This window comes from Pseudomonas sp. KK18 (assembly GCF_037094675.1).
Classification (GTDB): Bacteria; Pseudomonadota; Gammaproteobacteria; order Pseudomonadales; family Pseudomonadaceae; genus Aquipseudomonas.
The window spans coordinates 1,850,639-1,870,482 of record NZ_CP146605.1 but is presented as its reverse complement, the minus strand read 5'-3'; the positions used below and the strand labels follow the sequence as shown (position 1 = coordinate 1,870,482).

The following is a 19,844-nucleotide window of genomic DNA, read 5'->3' as shown; positions in this document are numbered from 1 at the left end:
GCCCGCTCCCACATTTGGTTAGTGGCGAGCCTGGAAAATTACAGTTTTACAGACGAGCGCCCCGGCTTCTTGGTCTGCAACAGATGCGAGAACACCGCATGCAGGTCATCCGACGCGCTTTCCTCATCGAGGTTGAGCTTGCTGTCGATGTGATCCATGTGATGCATCATCAGGTTCACCGCCAAATCCGCATCCCGCGCTTCGATCGCGTCGATCAACTGCGTGTGCTCATCGTAGGAACAGTGCGAGCGGTTGCCGCTTTCGTACTGGGCGATGATCAACGAGGTCTGGGACACCAGACTGCGCTGGAAACTGATCAGCGGCGCATTCTTCGCCGCCTCGGCCAGCTTCAGGTGGAACTCGCCGGAAAGCCGGATGCCCGCGCCGCGATCGCCCCGGGAGAAGCTGTCGCGCTCGTCGTTGACCATCTGCCGCAGCTCGGCCAGTTGCTCGGCCGTGGCATGCTGCACCGCCAATTCAGTGATCGCACGCTCCACCAGGCGCCGGGCGAGGAATACCTGGCGGGCTTCCTCGACGCTCGGGCTGGCCACTACCGCACCACGATTGGGCCGCAGCAGTACCACGCCTTCATGGGCCAGGCGCGACAGCGCGCGGCGAATGATGGTGCGGCTGACGCCGAAGATTTCGCCCAGCGCTTCTTCACTCAATTTGGTACCGGGCGCCAGGCGTTGTTCGAGGATCGCCTCGAAGATATGCGCGTAGACGATATCGTCCTGGGTTCCACTGCGACCGGCCTTACCGGCTCGCGGCTGTTTCTTGAGGGGCTGCAACTGTTCGTTCATGGGCACTCGGGTCGGGAGAACGGCGGCGAATTGACGTTGACTGTAATACGGCACAGAGGGTCGCTGGCAAGTATCGCGTAAAATCAGCGCACATTGTACACAACCCAGTGCGCCAACACACTGTACGGCTGTTTGGGGCGCCGGCTGTATTGCAATGAATCGTTACGTTTGAGTTTAGGCTTGATTCCGCACTTTCTCCTTTGTAGGAGCGAGCTTGCTCGCGAAAAACGTATAAGCACCGCATTCAGTCAGGATGCCAGCGTCATCGTTAACGACCTTCGCGAGCAAGCTCGCTCCTACAGACAGCCCGGTAAAAGGAACACCGCCCCATGTCCGACGTCCCCCAAGCGCGATTACGCCCACTGGCCGACACTTCGCCTTCGGCCATCGTCGCCGGTTTCATCGCCATGATGACCGGCTACACCAGCTCCCTGGTGCTCATGTTTCAAGCTGGCCAGGCCGCCGGCCTGACCACCGCGCAGATTTCCTCGTGGATCTGGGCGATCTCCATCGGCATGGCGGTGTGCAGCATTGGCCTGTCCTTGCGCTACCGCACGCCGATCACCATTGCCTGGTCCACACCGGGCGCGGCGCTGTTGATCACCAGCCTGGGCGGCGTCAGCTACGGCGAGGCCATCGGCGCCTACATCACCTGCGCGGTGCTGGTGACCATCTGTGGGCTGACCGGCAGCTTCGAAAAACTCGTCAAGCGCATCCCCGCGTCCCTGGCGGCCGCCTTGCTGGCGGGGATTCTGTTCAAGATCGGCAGCGAGATTTTCGTCGCCGCGCAGCACCGTACCGGTCTGGTGCTGGGGATGTTCTTCACTTACCTGGTCATCAAGCGCCTGTCGCCGCGTTATGCCGTGCTCGCGGCACTGCTGATCGGCACGGCGCTGTCCGGGCTGATGGGGCTGCTGGATTTCAGTGGCTTTCACCTGGAAGTGGCAACGCCGGTGTGGACCACGCCGCACTTCTCCCTGGCCGCGACCATCAGCATCGGCATCCCGCTGTTCGTGGTGGCCATGACCTCGCAGAACATGCCGGGTGTGGCGGTGCTGCGGGCCGACGGCTATAACGTACCGGCGTCGCCATTGATTACTACCACCGGCCTGGCCTCGCTGGTGCTGGCGCCGTTTGGCTCCCATGGCATCAACCTGGCAGCCATCAGCGCGGCGATCTGCACCGGCCCTCATGCCCATGAGGATCGCAACAAGCGCTACACCGCCGCGGTCTGGTGCGGGATTTTCTACGGGATCGCCGGGGTGTTTGGCGCGACATTGGCCGCGTTGTTCGCCGCCCTGCCCAAGGAACTGGTGCTGTCGATTGCGGCACTGGCGTTGTTTGGCTCGATCATCAATGGCCTGAGCATCGCCATGAATGAACCCAGGGAACGGGAAGCTGCGTTGATCACCTTCATGGTCACAGCGTCGGGGTTGACGTTGTTTTCCATCGGTTCGGCGTTCTGGGGGATTGTCGCGGGGGTGTTGACGCTGGTGATTCTGAACTGGCGCAAGGCCTGATTCTTTAGACCCAGTAACGAAAAAGCGACCCGGGCGGGTCGCTTTTTCATGACATCAGACTGCCGGGTTAATCGGCTTTTCTGGGTGCCAAGCGTCCAGCAGGGCGCTGACTTCAACGCGGGTCAGCTCTGGACGAGCCTTCAGCCACGCTTCAACAGCGGCACGCTGTTCTTCGTTGACCGAACCACGGGTGGCTTTGCAAACCAGACCGAAGTCATCACCGCCGACGTAGTCCAGGCCGTTGCCGTCCATCGCTTCAGTCAGGAATGCTTCGAGGAAAGCGTCAACCGCTTCATCGTCCAAACCTTCTTTGAAGTCCAGGTTCAGTTCGAAACCCAGCTCTTGAAATTCATCAACGCACAGTTTTTTGCGCAGACGCCGGGAACGGTTAGTCGCCATTGGAACAATCCTCTTAAGTAATAACGGGCGGCACTTTAGCAGTTTAAGCAGGCCTTTGCCCGATTCTCTGGGACAGGCGGCAGAGTGCCAGTAAAAAAAACCGCCAATTGCAGCTATCGTTCAGCCACAAGTGCGACAGCCTTGGGGCATAATGCCGACACTTTCATGACCATTGAGGGATTTTTCGTACATACCCCTCACCTTTTTACCCCCTCAGCAGTAGGGTTTTAATTCTTATGATCAAATCTTTGCGTCCACTGTTACTCGCCAGTTTTCTTCTGCCCCTGGCCTTTTCCGTTACCGCCGCCCCGATCAACACTTCCCTGCCGCCCAAGGTCCAGGAAGCCCTTCAGAAAGCCAAGCTGCAAAACAATGCCCTGTCCCTGGTGATGATTCCCCTCAATGGCCCGGGCACACCTACCGTGTTCAACGCCGACGTGTCGGTCAACCCGGCCTCGACCATGAAGCTGGTCACCACCTACGCGGCCCTGGAAATGCTCGGTCCCAACCATCAGTGGAAAACCGAGTTCTACACCGACGGCACCCTGAGCGGCGGGATCCTGAACGGCAACCTGTACCTCAAGGGCGGCGGCGACCCCAAGCTGAACATGGAAAAACTCTGGCTGCTGATGCGCGACCTGCGGGCCAATGGCGTGCAGCAAGTGACCGGCGACCTGGTGCTGGACCGTGGCTTCTTCATCCCGCCGCAACTGCCGGAGTTCAATGACGACGGCAACGACGAGAACAAGCCGTTCCTGGTCAAGCCCGATGCCTTGATGGTCAACCTCAAGGCGCTGCGCTTCGTCACCCGCAATGATTCGGGCAAGGTGCTGGTGTCGGTCGAGCCGCCGATTGCGAGCATCCGCATCGACAACCAGGTCAAGGTCTCCAACGCCAAGCAATGCACCGGCGATGTGCGCTACAGCCCGATGACCGCCGCCGACGGCAGCGTCACCGTGACCGTCAGCGGCCAGTTGGCGGACGGCTGCAGTTCGCAGACGTATCTGTCGTTGCTGGACCACGCCACCTACACCGCCGGCGCCGTTCGGGCGATCTGGAAGGAACTGGGCGGCAGCATCCAGGGCCGCGACATCCAGGCGCCGGTACCGAAGAACGCCAAAGTGCTGGCTCGTGCGTTCTCGCCGGACCTGGCGGAGATCATCCGCGACATCAACAAATACAGTAACAACACCATGGCCCAGCAGTTGTTCCTGAGCCTGGGTGCGCAGTACCGCACCGATGCCGACGGCGACGACGCCAAGGCCGCCCAGCGCGTGGTGCGCCAGTGGCTGGCGAAAAAAGGCATCACCGCGCCGCACCTGGTGATGGAGAACGGCTCCGGCCTGTCCCGTGCTGAACGGGTCAGCGCCCGCGAAATGGCGAGCATGCTGCAAGCGGCGTGGAGAAGCCCGTACGCGGCGGAGTACATCAGTTCGCTGCCGATTGCCGGCACCGACGGCACCATGCGTAAACGCCTGAAGACCACGGCCATGCGCGGCGAAGCCCACGTCAAGACCGGCACCCTGAACACCGTGCGCGCGATTGCCGGGTTCAGCCGCGACAACAATGGCAATACCTGGGCTGTGGTGGCGATTCTCAACGATCCGAAACCGTGGGGCGCGTCCTCGGTACTGGACCAGGTGCTGCTGGACCTGTATCGCCAGCCGAAACTGGCGGCGGCGGCCCCGGTCCTCTAACAGCAGCAAATATCAAATGTGGGAGCTGGCTTGCCTGCGATGCAGACGCCTCGGTCTATCAGGAATACCGAGGTGATGCTATCGCAGGCAAGCCAGCTCCCACATTGATCTCTAATAGCTTGAATGGCCGTGCACTTCAGGCAAGCACCCGCTCTGCCTCAACTCTGTCCCTGCCCGCCTGCTTGGCGGCATAGACACCCGAATCCGCCCGCAGCAACAAGCTGTCGACGCCCTCCTCGACCCGCCAACTGGCGACCCCGAAGCTCGCCGTCACCGTGCCGACACCTTCCATCGGCTCACCGCGCAACGCCTGCCACAACTCCAGGGCAACACTGAACGCCTGGCTGCCGTCGGTATTGGCGCACAGCACCACAAACTCCTCGCCCCCCAGCCGGCAAAACACATCCGTGCGTCGTAACCGCTGGCTGATGCGCCGGCATAACTCCTTGAGCACTTCATCACCCACCGCGTGACCATGCTGGTCGTTGATGCGCTTGAAGTGATCGATGTCGAACATGATCACCGACAACGCCCCCGAGGCACGCTTGACCCGGATCATCTCGGCCTTCAGCCGGTCCTGGAAGTAGCGTCGGTTATGAATGCCGGTCAGGGAATCGGTAATCGACAGCGCCCGCAGCTCTTCCTCGACCCGCTTGAGATCGGAAATATCCGACACATAGCCATGCCATAACGTACCGCCACCGGCCAGCTCTTCCGGCGTCGCCTCACCGCGAACCCAGCGCAGCCCCCGATGGGGCAACTGCACCCGGTATTCTTCACGCCAATGGCTCAGTTGCAGGGTGGACAGGCGAATGGACTCCCGTACCCGCTCGACATCCAGCGGATGAATCCGCTCGAAGACCTTTCGCGCATCCTGCTGCAACACCCCAGGCTCGATTTCGTAGATGTCGCGGATGCCATCGCTGGCATAAATGAAACGCGAGACATTGTTCGGTTCCAGGATGAACTGGAAAATACCGCCGGGCACATGGGCGCTGAGTTTCTTCAGCAGGCGGTCCCGCGCGGCCAGTGCCTCATAGGCGCGCTTCTGCTCGGTGACATCCAGGCAGATCGCCAGGTGCCCGACCCACAGGCCATGCTCGTCCAGCAGAACAGTGGCGAGCATGTTCACCGTCAGTTGGCTGCCGTCCTTGCGTACCAGCGTCCACTCGCGGGCCTCATGCACTGCATCGGCGCTGTCCACCAGCATCGCCTGGGCTGGCGCGATGCGCTTGCCGAGGATTGCGCTCAATTGCGCGGCACGGGCTTCCAGCTCGGGGGCCAGGTGCAGGCTTTCGAGGGTCAGGTGGCCCAGTACCTCTTGTGCTTCAAAGCCCAGCATCTGCTCGGCGCCGGCGTTGAAGGTGGTGATCACACCGCGCAAGTCCGTCGCGATGATCGCCACCTGGGTGGCCGCATTGAGCACGCTGCGCAGTTGGCCGTGGGTGCCTCTCAGTTCCTGTTCCCGCTGACGCAATTGGGCGGTGCGCTGCTCCACCAGCTTCAATGCGCGCTGGCGCTGGCTGACCACCACGTAGAGCAACGCACTGAGCAGCACACTCAGCAGGCTGCCCATGACCAGGATACTGACCAGCGACGAGTGATTGCCCTGCTGGAACACCTGGCTGGGGCGCAGGCTCAAGGCGTAGACGTGGTCGCCGAGCGTCAGCCGGCGTGCTGCCACCAGGTCACTGTCTGCCACGGGGTTGCTGGATTCGTACAACACCCGTTGCTCTGCATCGGAGGTGTCGACAATCTGCATCACCAGGTTGTCCCGTGCGGCCTTGGGCAAGCCATCGGCCACCAGCTGGCGCATGCTGATCACCGCCATGACGTAGCCGTAAGGTTCACTGTTGGGCACTTGTGTCGTCGGTGCCCGGCTGACCGGTGCCACCAGCAATACACCCATGGCATAGGCCGGCTCCACACCCACCAGTTGCATGGGCTGGGACACCGCCATCTTCCCTGACTGTTGCGCACGCTCCACCGTCGAGCGCCGCAGTGGCTGGGCCAACAGGTCAAAACCCAGCGGCGAGCCGAGAATGCTCTGGGTCTGGCTGTACAGCACCGGCACATACTCATCGCGATCAGTCGCCGGGGTCAGTTCGCCCGCCGCATTCAATTCACGAATGGAGAAATTCGCACCGCGCTCCGCCGTGATTGCCTGCTCGAACGCACCGCGCTGGTCACGCAAAACCCGGGGTGCCCAGGCATAGGCGCGGGTACGCAACAGCAAGGGCTGCGCGAACCCTTCGAACTCTTTGCGCGAGACTGTATTTGAATTGACGAAGAACCGCCGCAGGCTGCCCAGGCGTTGTTCCTGGTCCTCGAAACGCTCCTGGAGGCGGCTGTAACGCTCGTTGACCAGCAGCTGAAAGCGCTGGCGCATCTGCTGCTGGTAAAGCTCGGACGCGGCCCAGGCGACGACAATCGTCAGCGCGATACCGCCCAGCAACACCACCACCGCCACCAGCCACGCCGACACCTGCTCACTGATAAAGCCTAGGATTTTCGGGCGGACGGCATGCAGCGGCATAGACAAGACTCGGAACGCCAACGTGCGGGTGCGTCACTTTGGCCAGGCCCTAAGTTATAGCCACAGGACTTGCGTTTGACCAGCGCAAAAAAAAGCCGCAAGGCCGGAATGATCCGGGCCTGCGGCTTCAGAACGCAGTGATCAGCGCGCGGTGATTTTCCACGCCCGATGGATCTTGGCGTTACGCGCAAAATCCGGGTCGATGGTCTTGTCGCTGATCTCTTCGACGGCATACCGCTCGACGAGGTTGTCTTCCAGCTGGAACTTGCGGAAGTTGTTCGAGAAGTACAACACGCCGCCCGGTGCCAGGCGCGCCATGGCCAGGTCCAGCAACTGCACGTGGTCGCGTTGCACGTCGAAGATGCCTTCCATGCGCTTGGAGTTGGAGAAGGTCGGCGGGTCGATGAAGATCATGTCGAACTCATCGCGGCTGGCTTCCAGCCAGGCCATCACGTCGCCCTGCTCCAGGCGGTTCTTGTCGGAGAAACCGTTGAGGGAGAAGTTGCGGCGCGCCCAGTCCAGGTAGGTCTTCGACAGGTCGACGCTGGTGGTGCTGCGCGCGCCACCCTTGGCGGCGTGCACACTGGCGGTGGCGGTGTAGCAATACAGGTTGAGGAAGCGTTTGCCGGCCGCCTCTTTCTGGATGCGCATGCGCATTGGACGGTGGTCGAGGAACAGGCCGGTGTCCAGGTAATCGGTCAGGTTGACCAGCAACTTGACGCCGCCTTCGCTGACCTCGGTGAACTTGCCCTGGGCGCTCTGGCGCTCGTACTGCTTGGTGCCGCTCTGGCGTTCGCGACGCTTGACCACCACACGGTTCTTGTCGATGCCCAGCGCCTGGGGAATGGCCGCCAGGGCATCGAACATGCGTGCCGAAGCTTTTTCCGGGTCAATCGACTTCGGCGCCACGTATTCCTGGACGTGGACCCAGTCGTGGTACAGGTCGATGGCCATGGAGTATTCCGGCATGTCGGCATCGTACACACGGTAGCAATCGACGCCTTCGCGCTTGGCCCACTTGCCCAGCAGTTTCAGGTTCTTTTGCAGGCGGTTGGCAAACATCTGCCCGCCTTCGCTCAAGCGCGCCTGCTCGACCACTGGGGCCGGGGCGGGTTTGATCGGGTTCCCGTTCTTGTTGTACTGGCGCTCTTGCGGCTCGGTCGGCGCCTGGTCGTAGGCCGCTTGCTCGCGCTCGGCCTGGCGTTGTTCCGGGGTGCGACGCTCGCCGGTGACGAACTGGTCCGGGGTGACCTTGATCAGCAGCAATTTGCACGGCAAGGCGCCGTTCCAGAACGAATACTGTTTGTGGCTGCGGATGCCCATGCGCTTGCCCAGGTCCGGAGCACCGGTGAACACCGCCGCTTCCCAGCCCAGGCACGCCTGGCGCAGACGCTCGCCGAGGTTCTGATAGAGGTACAACAGGCTGGCTTCATCACCCAGACGCTCGCCATACGGCGGGTTGCAGATCACCAGGCCTTTCTGGTTCTGGTCCGGGCGCGGCTCGAAAGTACCGACTTCGCCCTGGTAGATCTTGATCCAGTGGCTGAGGCCTGCGCGTTCGATGTTGTTACGGGCGGGCTGGATCAGGCGAGGATCTGCCTCGTAGCCACGAATCCACAGCGGTGGCTTGGCCATGCCGATGGCGGCACGTTCGCTGGCCTCTGTGTGAAGTTTTTTCCACAGCGCCGGAACGTGGCCAAGCCAGGCGGTGAACCCCCACAGCTCACGGTTCAGGTTGGGCGCCATGTCGGCGGCGATCATCGCGCCTTCCACCAGGAAGGTACCGACGCCGCACATCGGGTCCGTCAGCGCGCCGCCTTCGGCAGCGATGCGCGGCCAGCCGGAGCGAATCAGGATCGCCGCCGCCAGGTTCTCTTTCAACGGTGCCGCGCCCTGCTGCAGGCGGTAGCCGCGCTGGTGCAGGCTGTGGCCGGACAAATCAAGGGAAAGGATCGCTTCGCCACGGTCCAGGCGCAGGTGGATGCGCAGGTCCGGGTTGATCTTGTCGATGGATGGACGTTCGCCGGTCGGGGTGCGCAGCTTGTCGACAATCGCATCCTTGACCTTCAGCGCGCCGAAGTGGGTGTTGTCGATGCCAGAGCCATGGCCGCTGAATTCAACGGCCAGGGTGCCGTCGGCGAGCATGTGGTCTTCCCACTCGATGTCCAGCACCCCGTGGTACAGGTCTTCGGCGTCCTTCATCGGGAAGCGCTTGAGCACCAGCAACACGCGGTTGGCCAGGCGCGACCAGAGGCACAGGCGGTAGGCGGTCTCCATGTCGGCCATGCCGCGCACGGCCGAGGTGTGCTCGCGGGCTTCCTCAAGGCCAAGCCCGACGGCTTCCTCGATCAGCAGGCCTTCGAGGCCCTTGGGGCAGGTGAGGAAGAGTTCAAAACGGTCCGACATGGGGCATTCCAGGCTTTTCAGCAATAAGTGAACGGGCGACGCATCGCGCGTTCGGTTTTCAATCAAGCGCTTTTCTTGAAGAGCGCTCGTGTGGCACGAATGTGCCGTTCCACCCCGGCTACCGGCCTTTCGGGCCTTTATCGACGGGGCAGTTCAAGTATTTGGAGCAACAAGAAGAAACATTCCGACCCTTCGTCGAATAATAACCGACTGCAACAGGCGGACATTCTCACTAAAGGATTAAACCCATCCTCTTTGAAGGGCACATCATAGCTGGGTTTGCCCAATAAAAGGGGCGAAAAGCCATCCCAGCTTATGGCTATAGCATCGTTATCGTTACGTGCTTATGACAAAACGATCATTGAATCCATGTGACCTATTGGTTAGAACTCAACACAGGTTGGCGCCGTAACGACGCCGACACATAGCTCGCCACGCCGGCAGCGAGCGCACCAACGGCAGAAAAACTCTGCCCGGCCTCGGACGAGGCCGAAGGATATCAAGACAGTCAACAAGTGAGGGAAACACCCTATGAGAAGACTTAAGCGTGATCCGTTGGAAAGAGCATTTTTACGCGGATATCAATATGGCGTTCATGGCAAATCCCGTGAGCTTTGCCCATTTACTCTACCGTCGGTACGCCAAGCCTGGATCAACGGCTGGCGAGAAGGACGCGGCGACAACTGGGACGGTATGACTGGCACTGCGGGAATCCACAGACTCAACGAACTTCACGCCGTCGGCTAATCAAGGGCATTTAATTCCGACACCAGCACGAATACGCAACCACTTAACCACGCACGCCCCATCCGGGCGGCGGGCTTCGGCCCAGGGGCTCCTTCAAGGAGCCCTTTTTATTGCCTGTTGTCAGCCGCGCGGCAATGCCGCAATCGCATCCACCGCCTGGCGAATCAACGCCGGGCCCTTGTAGATAAAGCCGGAGTACAACTGCACCAGGCTCGCGCCGGCGGCGATTTTTTCGGCCGCGTGCTTGCCCTCGGTGATGCCGCCCACGGCAATGATCGGCAAGCGCCCTGCCAACTCGGCCGCCAGCACCTTGACGATGTGGGTACTCTGGTCGCGTACCGGCGCACCGGACAGGCCGCCCGCTTCGTCACCATACGCCAGGCCTTCGACACCGACGCGGCTCAGGGTGGTGTTGGTGGCGATCACCGCATCCATGCCCGAATCCACCAGGGCCTGGGCCACCAGTACGGTCTCTTCGTCGTTCATGTCCGGGGCAATCTTGATTGCCAGGGGCACACGCTTGCCGTGGCGCACAGCCAAATCTTCCTGGCGCTGACGCAAGGCTTCGAGCAGTTGCTTGAGGGAGTCGCCAAACTGCAGGCTGCGCAGGCCCGGGGTGTTAGGCGAGCTGACGTTGACCGTGACGTAGCTGGCGTGGGCGTAGACCTTGTCCAGGCAAATCAGATAGTCATCCACCGCACGCTCCACCGGCGTGTCGAAGTTTTTGCCGATATTGATCCCGAGGATACCGGTGTACTTCGCCGCCTGAACCCGTGACAGCAGGTTATCCACACCCAGGTTGTTGAAGCCCATGCGATTGATGATCGCCTCGGCTTCCGGCAGGCGGAAGATCCGCGGCTTCGGGTTGCCCGGCTGCGGCCGTGGGGTCACGGTGCCGATTTCGACAAAGCCAAAACCCAGCTGCGCAAAACCGTCGATGGCTGCACCGTTTTTGTCCAAACCCGCAGCCAGGCCTACCGGGTTGGGGAAATCGAGCCCCATCACCGACACCGGCATTTTCGCCGGGGCCTTGCACACCAGGCCATTGAGCCCCAGGCGGCCACCGGCACCGATCAAGTCCAGGGACAGATCGTGGGAAGTTTCCGGAGAGAGTTTGAACAACAGCTGGCGGGCCAGGGTATACATGGGCGGGCTTGACTCGGATGGCGGCGAAAGGTGGCGGCGATTATAGCCGGGGTGACGGGCTGCATGCGAGGCGTGCCGTCCAATCGTCAGTTACGGTGCGTCATCAGTTCCTCATAGCGGGCCCAGATTTTTTGCGCATAGCGAAGACGCAGGGCCTCACGCTGAGGCCCGGGCCCGCCGCCCACATTGTAGGAACCGATCGCTGTCCAGTTGTAGCCGAACTGTTTGACGAAGTCGGCAAGGATCGACGCCCCCACCTCCACCGACAGGCAAGGCTCATCCAGCAAGCGCTGCTCGGTAATGCCCTCCTTGAGCAGGCGCGGCAGGTGAATGCTGTTGATCTGCATCAGCCCGATATCACGGGTGCCGTTGTTGTTGGCGTAATTCATGGCCTTGGCGCGGTAGCCCGACTCCACTGCGGCGATGGCCTGCAACAATTCCGGCTCCATGCCGTATCGGCTGGCAGCCTCGGCCCAGCAATACGCCCGGGCTTCATTGCCGAAGCCGAGCGTGAGCATCAGCAGCAGCGCCCCCTTGCACCGGGCGCTGCTCATGCCTGCCCCCGACCGCAGGTGGAACAGACAGCGCCCACCGTCAGGCTGGTCATCCTGACCGCACAGGTCACCCGGTACCCTTTGCCGTATACCGTCTTGATCAGACCCTTGCCGCCCTTCAAATATTTGCGCAGCGAACAGATGCAACGGGTCAGGGACTCTTCCGTGGCCTCGTTATGGGGCCATGCCTGTTCCAGCAAGTGGTCCTTGGTCACCAGCACTCCGGCCGAGGACAGCAACAGGCGCAACACCTGCCACTCCTTGGGCGGGAGTTGAATATCCGAGTCTTCACTGGTCAATCTACCGTCACCGTGCAACGTCCAGCGCTCAAAGACCATGGGGGTAGCCAGTACCCCATCGTTCACCACGGCCATTCGTACCTCCGCACCCAACTCACCTTCCAACACTGGTTTCCTGAAGGTCGCGACTATAAAAAGCCCACTCGCTGTATAGGAGAGGAAAAAACCCCATAGGCACTGATTTTTTCAGACTGGGCACGTAGGACCTTTCGGCGATGCCCGCCCAGGGGCGCCACCAACGTTCTTATCCTTCGGTCACCCGGTTAAATGCCCGCTTCACCTGCTCATGCTGGGAGCGCGTCAACGGCGGCGCCTGCCCCGGCTCGGCAGCGGTATGCAGCACATTTGCGACCGCCGTCGCCTGAATCACAAACAATCGCACACTGTTGGCCATGGGCCCGTTGTAGCGTCCGAGCAAGGCTGTGCCGGTATCGCGCTGAAAATTCCCCACCAGCAATCGCCTGCCCGGAGCCACACGCACCACCGTGTTGATCCCCATCCGCTCCACCCCCGCCGAGGGTTTGTCGCGACTGGCAGCCTTGCCCATCTGGCGGCCATCCTCGACGGTGAGCAGCATCTCGATTTCATTCGCCTCGGCAAAGCGCGGCAGAACACTGACCTGCGTACCAAAGACCACCGGTTGCCATTCGTCGTGGTCTTCACCCGGCCGGGGCAGATAGAACGTCTGGTTGTCGTTGAAAACCGCGGGCACATTCTCCTGGGTGAGAATCACCGGCAACGTCGTGACCCTCGCTCGCCTGCGCAACTCCAAGGCGGTGATCCGCTGCATGAATGCTTCGTCCTCGATGGGTGCCATGACCCGGGTCGCTGAAGGCTTGTCCGCCCCCTTGTGCATGGTCGCGCCGATCTTCTTGAGCTCATCGCGGTCCACATCCACCAGCCACATCGAAACCTCCACCGCGCGCTTCGGTACGTCCAGTTCTGCCACCAGACCTTCGATAAAGCTCACCTGCGCGGGCTTGCCCTTGATCAGCAGGCTGTTGGTGTCCGGGTACGCCAGCACCGAGATATTCTTGTCGGCCAGTAATCCGGGTTGCCGCGGGGACGCACTCTCCTGCTCGACGGCCAGCAGTTTTTCGATCATGGATGCCATGCCCGGCACCGTGACGGTTCTGTCGCCCATGTTGTACTCGCGGTCTGCAACGTGGGTGTTGAGCACCTGCACCACCCCGATCCGCTGCGGCCCCAGGCGCAGTTCCGCACGCTGGCGGTCCATCAGTTGGGCCAGGCGCAGCACATGGTCGACATAGTTCGGCGGCCCGGACACGTAGAACACCCGCGCCCCACTCGCACGCAGCGGGTAGCGCGCCTCTTCGAGCCCCGAACGGCGCATGAACCCGCGCAGGAGGTCGACCGAGATATGCCGCAGGGTCACTACCGAGCTTTTCGCCTCGTCGGCGTCATAGAGGTAAAGCACCTGGCCATCGGTGTACCAGATCAGGCCTTGCTGCTGGGCGACCGACTCCAACAGCGGTTGGGGCGAGTCGAAATCGAACGCCCCGCTGATGCGCTTGCGAGCTGCCGCCTGACTGACAACGATCGGCTGCCCCAGCGGCAGGGACAACGCGGTAAAAAAAGTGTGCAGGCTTTCATCACGGGCCTGGTAGGAGCCCCCGAACGCGCCGGGGCTGCCCAGCAGCACCAGGCCGAAAAGCAGCGTCGAGAAACGGTGAAGGTGGCTGAACATGCCTGCATGGCCCGGGCTGAAAGAGCGGCCATACTGCGAGGCAGGCCAATTTCAATCCTGATGGAAAGCTGACGCCCAGCCCATCCTGTGCGCATCGTGGCATGTGCCTTGCTTTGCCTTGTCTATCGCAGCTCGCGCCAACGGCGGAACGGGCTCAAGGACACAGACGTCGTTACCCCGGGCTCTTCTTCTGAGTACCCGACGGAACGGCGTTTTTTTATGAAAGGTACGTATTGATGAGTGATCCCCTGGCTTGGGTCAACGGCAGCGATGCCCCGGAAAAGAGCAGCCTCAACCTGGGTTTCATGGCCCTGAGCGATTGCGCCTCGGTGGTGGTCGCCGCCACCCAGGGCTTCGCCCAGCCCTATGGCCTGACCTTGAATCTCAGGCGCCAGTCATCATGGGCCAGCCTGCGGGACAACCTGGTCAGCGGCGAACTGGACGCCGCCCACAGCCTGTACGGCCTGATCTACGCCGTACACCTGGGCATCGGCGGCGTGGCACCCACCGATATGGCGGTGCTGATGGGCCTGAACCAGAACGGCCAGAGCATCAACCTGTCCCGTGGCTTGCAACAGCTGGGGGTGACCAGTCCTGAGGCACTGGACCGCCACGTGCACCAAAGCCGAACAAAACTCACCTTCGCCCAGACCTTTCCCACAGGTACCCACGCCATGTGGTTGTATTACTGGCTGGCCAGCCAGGGCATCCATCCCCTGCAGGATGTGGACAGTGTGGTGGTGCCGCCGCCGCAGATGGTTGCGCACCTGCAAGCCGGGCGCATCGACGGCTTTTGTGTGGGCGAGCCCTGGTGCGCCAGTGCGGTGAAGCAGAACCAGGGTTTTACCCTGGCCACCACCCAGGCACTGTGGCCGGACCATCCGGAAAAAGTCCTCGGCTGCACCCAGGCATTTGTCGAGCAATACCCCAATACCGCCCGGGTACTGGTGATGGCGATCCTGCAGGCCAGCCGTTTTATCGAACAGAGCACGGAAAACCGCCGCTCCACTGCACAGTTGCTGAGCGCCCCGCAGTACCTCGACGCCCCGCTCGATTGCATCGAACCGCGCCTGCTCGGCGACTACGATGACGGCCTCGGCAACCACTGGCAGGATCCCCACGCGCTGCGTTTTTATGGCGACGGCGAGGTGAACCTGCCCTACCTGTCTGATGGCATGTGGTTCATGACCCAGTTCCGCCGCTGGGGCCTGCTGCGGGAGGACCCGGACTACCTCGGCGTTGCCCGGCGTGTGCAACAACTGGACATCTATCGCCAGGCGGCCAGCGCCGTGGGCGTGCCTGCCGGTGGCGAGGCCATGCGCAGCAGCCAGTTGATCGACGGAAAAATCTGGGACGGTTCGGACCCGGCCGGGTATGCCCGCAGCTTTCGCCTGCATGCCATGGCAGATGTTGCCAGCCGCCAGGCCTTGCGCTGACAGGAGGAACCCATGCTACGAATCCTGTTGATCAATGACACACCGCGCAAGGTCGGTCGGCTCAAGGCTGCGTTGACCGAGGCCGGGTTTGAGGTGATCGATGAATCGGGGTTGACGATCGACTTGCCGGCGCGGGTCGAAGCGGTGCGCCCGGACGTGATTTTGATCGATACCGAGTCGCCGGGACGCGATGTGATGGAGCAGGTGGTGCTGGTGAGTCGCGACCAGCCACGGCCGATTGTGATGTTTACCGATGAGCATGATCCGGGGGTGATGCGTCAGGCGATCAAGTCCGGGGTGAGTGCCTACATTGTCGAGGGGATTCAGGCGCAGCGGTTGCAGCCGATTCTGGATGTGGCGATGGCGCGGTTCGAGAGTGACCAGGCGCTACGCGCGCAGTTGCAGGCGCGGGATCAGCAGTTGGCCGAACGCAAGCGGATCGAAACGGCCAAGGGGTTGTTGATGAAAATGAAGGGGTGTAATGAGGAAGAGGCCTACACGCTGATGCGGCGTCAGGCGATGAGTCGGCAGCAGAAGCTGATTCAGGTGGCGGAGCAGATTATTGCGATGAGTGAGTTGTTGGGGTGAGAGGGGGGGGCGGGGTGTATATCCGTTATTTAGGTAACGGCCGCTATTGGTTCCGCCCTTACGGCGGCTCACTTTTGAACAGCGCAAAAGTAAGCAAAACGCTCTTGCCCCACCACTCGGCACCTCGCCTAGGCTCGGTGTGCCCTCACTCCGGCTTTGGACCGTGGGCCGCCGTCATGGGCCATCCCTGGCCCAGGACGGCTAACCTGGCGTCCTGCCAGGTTACCCACGCTCCAAAGCCTGCGTTCGGCCAGCGTGGTTTAACGGGGCGCCTGAGATCAAGATCAAGATCAAAAGCAAGAGCACAGCGGCCTCCCGGCCGGCTTGAGTGTTGAAGAGCAAAAGCCAAATCAAAATCTATAGCGGGCACGGTCAAAAATGTGGGAGCGGGCTTGCTCGCGAAGGTCGTTAACGATGACGCGGGCATTCTGGATGAACGCGGCGCTCTCAGGTTTTTCGCGAGCAAGCCCGCTCCCACAGAAAAGCAGATCTGTTTTCGCTCTGGTCTTTGCTTTTAACACTCAAGCCGGCCGGTAGGCCGCTGTGCTCTTGCTTTTGATTTTGATCTGCGGGCCCCGTTAACCACGATGGCCGCAAGTAGGCACGGTGGAGCGGGTAAATCGGCAGGGATGCCGATTTAGCCGCGCCGGGCCATGGATGGCCCGTCGCGGCGGCCCGCGGAGCCGTGCCGGAGTGCGGGCATGCCGAGCCTAAGCGAGGCACCGAGTGGTGGGGCAAAGACCTTTTGGTTACTTTTGGGGCGTTTGCCAAAAGTGACCCGCTGTAAGAGCGGAACCCTAAGCCGCCGTTACCGCAGCAACGGATATGTACACCACACCACACCACACCACACCACAACGCCCCCACCCCCTGTTGGCCCACCTCTTGCTAAAGAATCCCCACAGGTAGCCAACGGCGGTTGCCCCCTCCACGACAAAGACGTCGCACACCCGGTTTGCCCCAGCGAACCCGGTGGCGGCGTTTTTTCGTTTTGGCCCCATAGCCCGGGGCCGATGGGGCGGCCCCAGCCGTTCCATCACCAGGCCTTCTCATAAGACCCCTTACCGCTGAGGTGCGTGATGAAATCAAGCTTCTGGAAATCCGGTCACACCCCGACCCTGTTCGCCGCGTTCCTGTATTTCGACCTGAGCTTCATGGTCTGGTACCTGTTGGGCCCATTGGCGGTACAAATCGCCGCCGACCTGCACCTCACCACCCAACAACGCGGCCTAGTGGTCGCCACCCCCATCCTGGCCGGCGCAGTGCTGCGGTTCCTGATGGGCATGCTCGCCGACAAACTCTCCCCCAAGACCGCCGGCCTGATCGGCCAGGTGATTGTCATCGGCGCCTTGTTCGTCGCCTGGAAACTCGGAATCCACAGCTACGAGCAAGCCCTGCTGCTGGGCATGTTCCTCGGCATGGCGGGAGCCTCGTTCGCCGTCGCCCTGCCCCTGGCGTCCCAGTGGTACCCCGCCGAGCACCAGGGCAAGGCCATGGGCATCGCCGGCGCCGGCAACTCCGGGACGGTGTTTGCTGCCCTGCTGGCACCGGTGCTCGCCGCCGCGTTTGGCTGGAGCAATGTGTTCGGCTTCGCACTGATCCCGCTGATCCTGACGCTGATCGTCTTCGCCTGGCTCGCCCGCAACGCCCCGCAACGACCCAAGGCCAAGTCCATGGCCGACTACTTCAAAGCCCTGGGCGACCGCGACAGTTGGTGGTTCATGTTCTTCTACAGTGTGACCTTCGGTGGTTTCATCGGCCTGGCCAGCGCCCTGCCCGGCTATTTCAACGACCAATACGGCCTGAGCCCCGTCACTGCCGGCTACTACACCGCCGCCTGCGTATTCGGCGGCAGCCTGATGCGGCCTTTGGGCGGCGCCCTGGCCGACCGTTTCGGCGGGATTCGCACCCTGCTCGGCATGTACGGCGTGGCAGCGATCTGCATCGCGGCGGTGGGGTTCAACCTGCCAAGCTCCTACGCAGCACTGGCGCTTTTTGTGTGCACCATGCTCGGTTTGGGTGCCGGTAACGGTGCAGTCTTCCAACTGGTGCCCCAACGCTTTCACCGCGAGATTGGTGTGATGACCGGCCTGATCGGCATGGCCGGCGGCATCGGCGGTTTCGCCCTGGCGGCGGGCATGGGCGCGATCAAGCAAAGCACCGGCAGCTATCAGTTGGCGCTGTGGTTGTTCGCCAGCCTGGGCGTGCTGGCCTGGTTCGGCCTGTACGGCGTCAAGCGTCGCTGGAGAACCACTTGGGGCTCGGCTGCGGTGACGGCTGCACGGGTCTGATGAGCCTGCAACTGAGCTTCGCCCAAGCCAGCGCCACCGGCCCACGGCAGGAAAACCAGGACGCCTTGCGCCTGGTCACTCCCGCCCCGGAGCTGGCCGCCAGCAAAGGCTACTTGTGTGCCATCGCCGATGGCGTCAGCCAATGCGCCGATGGCGGACTGGCTGCACGCTCGACCTTGCAAGCCCTGGCCCTGGACTATTACGCCACGCCGCAAACCTGGGGCGTGGCCCAGGCCCTGGAACGCTTGCTGGTGGCCCAGAATCGCTGGCTGCAAGCCAATGGCGGCGGCCAGCCGTTGCTGACCACCCTCAGCGCCCTGGTGTTTCGCGGCCAGCGTTTCACCCTGGCCCATGTGGGTGATTGCCGGGTGTACCGCTGGCTCGATGGCCAGTTGCAGCGCCTGAGCCAGGAGCATGTGTGGGAGCAACCGGGCATGCAGCATGTGCTCAAGCGCGCCATGGGCCTGGATCAGCATCTGGTGCTGGATTTCCTCGACGGCGAGTTGCGGGCAGGCGAGTGTTTCCTGCTGCTCAGCGACGGCGTGTGGGCGACCCTGGATGACAACAACATCAGCGCAATCCTGCGGGAACAGTCGGACCTGGACCTCGCGGTAAACACCCTGGTCAGCGCCGCGCACCTGGCCGGTAGCCAGGACAACGCCAGCGCCCTGCTGGTCCGCGTCGACCAGCTTGGCGCCGCCACCCTCGGCGATGCGCTGGTGCAGTTGCAGCAATGGCCCCTGCCGCCCCCCCTGAAACCCGGCCAGCGCTTCGAAGGCTGGCACGTAGAGTCGCTGTTGGGGCAAAGCCGCCAATCCTTGCTCTATCGGGTGCGCGATGCCCATCAACAGGCGTGGCTGCTGAAGACCTTGCCGCTCAGCCACGACGATGACGTGTTCGCCGCCCAGGCATTGCTGTCAGAGGAATGGTTCCTGCGCCGGGTCGCCGGCCGCGCGTTCCCTGAAGTCCATCCAGCCAGTGGCCGTCAGCATTTGTACTACGTGATGCGTGAATACTCCGGCCAAACCCTGGCCGAACTGTTCAAGCACCAGGGCCCATTGCCCCTGGCGCAGTGGCAAACCCTGGCCGAGCGCCTGTTGCGTGCCGTCGGGCTGCTGCACCGCCGGCAGATCCTGCACCGCGACATCAAGCCGGAAAACCTGCTGCTGGCCGAGGATGGCGAATTGCGTGTGCTGGACTTCGGCCTGGCCTACTGCCCCGGGCTCTCGGAGGATCGCGCGCACCTGTTGCCTGGCACGCCAAGCTTTATCGCCCCGGAAGCCTTCAACGGCGAACGCCCTACCCCGCAACAGGACTTGTATAGCGTCGGTGTGACCTTGTATTACCTGCTCACCGGGCATTACCCCTATGGCGAAATCGAAGCTTTCCAGCGTCCCAGGTTCACTACGCTTGTCGGCGCCAGCCGTTACCGCCCCGACCTGCCCGACTGGCTGCAACAGAGCCTGGAGCGCGCAGTCGCCGCGCAACCCGAGCAACGTTATGAAACTGCCGAGGAATGGTTGCTGGTACTGGAGCAGGCGGATCGCCGCGAGTTGAGCACGCGACCAAAACCGCTGCTGGAGCGCGAACCGCTGAAGGTCTGGCAAACGTTGGCCGTGCTGTCGTTGCTGATCAATCTGGTGCTGTTGTACTGGCTGTTGCACCACTAAGAGGCGAAATTTCTTGATACATCACCGCCTCACTTAGCAAAACC

At 62.1% G+C, this 19,844-nt stretch carries 15 protein-coding genes; 7 read left to right on the top strand and 8 right to left on the bottom strand.

Annotation, left to right across the window (positions count from 1 at the left end; all coding sequences use genetic code 11):
- Window positions 1-38: 38 nt before the first annotated feature.
- Window positions 39-803, bottom strand: coding sequence for a GntR family transcriptional regulator (locus V6607_RS08380; RefSeq protein WP_003219095.1), 765 nt, complete (start codon window positions 801-803; stop codon window positions 39-41).
- 329 nt (window positions 804-1,132) lie between these two features.
- Here V6607_RS08380 and V6607_RS08375 point away from each other — a divergent pair, with 329 nt between their 5' ends.
- Window positions 1,133-2,323, top strand: coding sequence for a benzoate/H(+) symporter BenE family transporter (locus tag V6607_RS08375; protein WP_008437554.1), 1,191 nt, complete (start codon window positions 1,133-1,135; stop codon window positions 2,321-2,323).
- Window positions 2,324-2,377: 54 nt separating this feature from the next.
- Here V6607_RS08375 and V6607_RS08370 read toward each other — a convergent pair whose 3' ends face one another.
- Window positions 2,378-2,722 carry a YggL family protein gene (locus tag V6607_RS08370; RefSeq protein ID WP_003219101.1) on the bottom strand — a complete coding sequence of 115 codons (345 nt, stop codon included), beginning with the start codon at window positions 2,720-2,722 and terminating at the stop codon, window positions 2,378-2,380.
- A gap of 236 nt (window positions 2,723-2,958) precedes the next feature.
- Here V6607_RS08370 and dacB point away from each other — a divergent pair, with 236 nt between their 5' ends.
- A complete protein-coding gene (gene dacB / locus V6607_RS08365; protein ID WP_134325944.1) occupies window positions 2,959-4,419 on the top strand; it encodes a D-alanyl-D-alanine carboxypeptidase/D-alanyl-D-alanine-endopeptidase in 1,461 nt (486 codons plus the stop codon).
- 136 nt (window positions 4,420-4,555) lie between these two features.
- Here the strand turns inward: dacB and V6607_RS08360 are convergent, their stop codons facing one another.
- Window positions 4,556-6,955 carry a diguanylate cyclase gene (locus tag V6607_RS08360; protein WP_134325943.1) on the bottom strand — a complete coding sequence of 800 codons (2,400 nt, stop codon included), beginning with the start codon at window positions 6,953-6,955 and terminating at the stop codon, window positions 4,556-4,558.
- Between the two features lie 141 nt (window positions 6,956-7,096).
- On the bottom strand, window positions 7,097-9,361 hold the full coding sequence (gene rlmKL / locus V6607_RS08355) for a bifunctional 23S rRNA (guanine(2069)-N(7))-methyltransferase RlmK/23S rRNA (guanine(2445)-N(2))-methyltransferase RlmL (protein WP_003219107.1): 2,265 nt from the start codon (window positions 9,359-9,361) through the stop codon (window positions 7,097-7,099).
- 531 nt (window positions 9,362-9,892) lie between these two features.
- Here rlmKL and V6607_RS08350 point away from each other — a divergent pair.
- Window positions 9,893-10,108, top strand: a complete 216-nt coding sequence (locus V6607_RS08350) for a ribosome modulation factor (RefSeq protein WP_002553055.1) — start codon at window positions 9,893-9,895, stop codon at window positions 10,106-10,108.
- A gap of 120 nt (window positions 10,109-10,228) precedes the next feature.
- Here the strand turns inward: V6607_RS08350 and V6607_RS08345 are convergent, their stop codons facing one another.
- The 4 genes from V6607_RS08345 to sctC all read right to left on the bottom strand — a co-directional run bounded on the left by V6607_RS08345 (window position 10,229) and on the right by sctC (window position 13,815).
- The gene (locus V6607_RS08345; RefSeq protein ID WP_003219118.1) at window positions 10,229-11,254 is read right to left on the bottom strand and encodes a quinone-dependent dihydroorotate dehydrogenase; all 1,026 of its coding nucleotides are present in this window, start codon (window positions 11,252-11,254) and stop codon (window positions 10,229-10,231) included.
- An 86-nt stretch (window positions 11,255-11,340) separates the two neighbouring features.
- Complete coding sequence (locus tag V6607_RS08340) at window positions 11,341-11,808, bottom strand: transglycosylase SLT domain-containing protein (RefSeq protein WP_003219119.1); 468 nt, start codon at window positions 11,806-11,808, stop codon at window positions 11,341-11,343.
- Window positions 11,805-12,182 carry a winged helix-turn-helix domain-containing protein gene (locus tag V6607_RS08335; RefSeq protein WP_023659087.1) on the bottom strand — a complete coding sequence of 126 codons (378 nt, stop codon included), beginning with the start codon at window positions 12,180-12,182 and terminating at the stop codon, window positions 11,805-11,807. The genes V6607_RS08340 and V6607_RS08335 overlap by 4 nt, the downstream gene beginning before the upstream one ends.
- A 169-nt stretch (window positions 12,183-12,351) precedes the next feature.
- Window positions 12,352-13,815, bottom strand: a complete 1,464-nt coding sequence (gene sctC / locus V6607_RS08330; protein WP_134325942.1) for a type III secretion system outer membrane ring subunit SctC — start codon at window positions 13,813-13,815, stop codon at window positions 12,352-12,354.
- 236 nt (window positions 13,816-14,051) lie between these two features.
- Here sctC and V6607_RS08325 point away from each other — a divergent pair, with 236 nt between their 5' ends.
- The 4 genes from V6607_RS08325 to V6607_RS08310 all read left to right on the top strand — a co-directional run bounded on the left by V6607_RS08325 (window position 14,052) and on the right by V6607_RS08310 (window position 19,800).
- Window positions 14,052-15,251 carry a CmpA/NrtA family ABC transporter substrate-binding protein gene (locus V6607_RS08325; RefSeq protein WP_003219123.1) on the top strand — a complete coding sequence of 400 codons (1,200 nt, stop codon included), beginning with the start codon at window positions 14,052-14,054 and terminating at the stop codon, window positions 15,249-15,251.
- A 12-nt stretch (window positions 15,252-15,263) separates the two neighbouring features.
- Window positions 15,264-15,839, top strand: coding sequence for an ANTAR domain-containing response regulator (locus tag V6607_RS08320; protein WP_003219125.1), 576 nt, complete (start codon window positions 15,264-15,266; stop codon window positions 15,837-15,839).
- A 1,079-nt stretch (window positions 15,840-16,918) separates the two neighbouring features.
- Window positions 16,919-18,130 (top strand): nitrate/nitrite transporter, encoded by a 1,212-nt coding sequence (locus tag V6607_RS08315; protein ID WP_003215029.1) that lies wholly within the window; start codon window positions 16,919-16,921, stop codon window positions 18,128-18,130.
- Window positions 18,130-19,800, top strand: coding sequence for a bifunctional protein-serine/threonine kinase/phosphatase (locus V6607_RS08310; protein WP_102605096.1), 1,671 nt, complete (start codon window positions 18,130-18,132; stop codon window positions 19,798-19,800). The genes V6607_RS08315 and V6607_RS08310 overlap by 1 nt, the downstream gene beginning before the upstream one ends.
- Window positions 19,801-19,844: the final 44 nt, after the last annotated feature.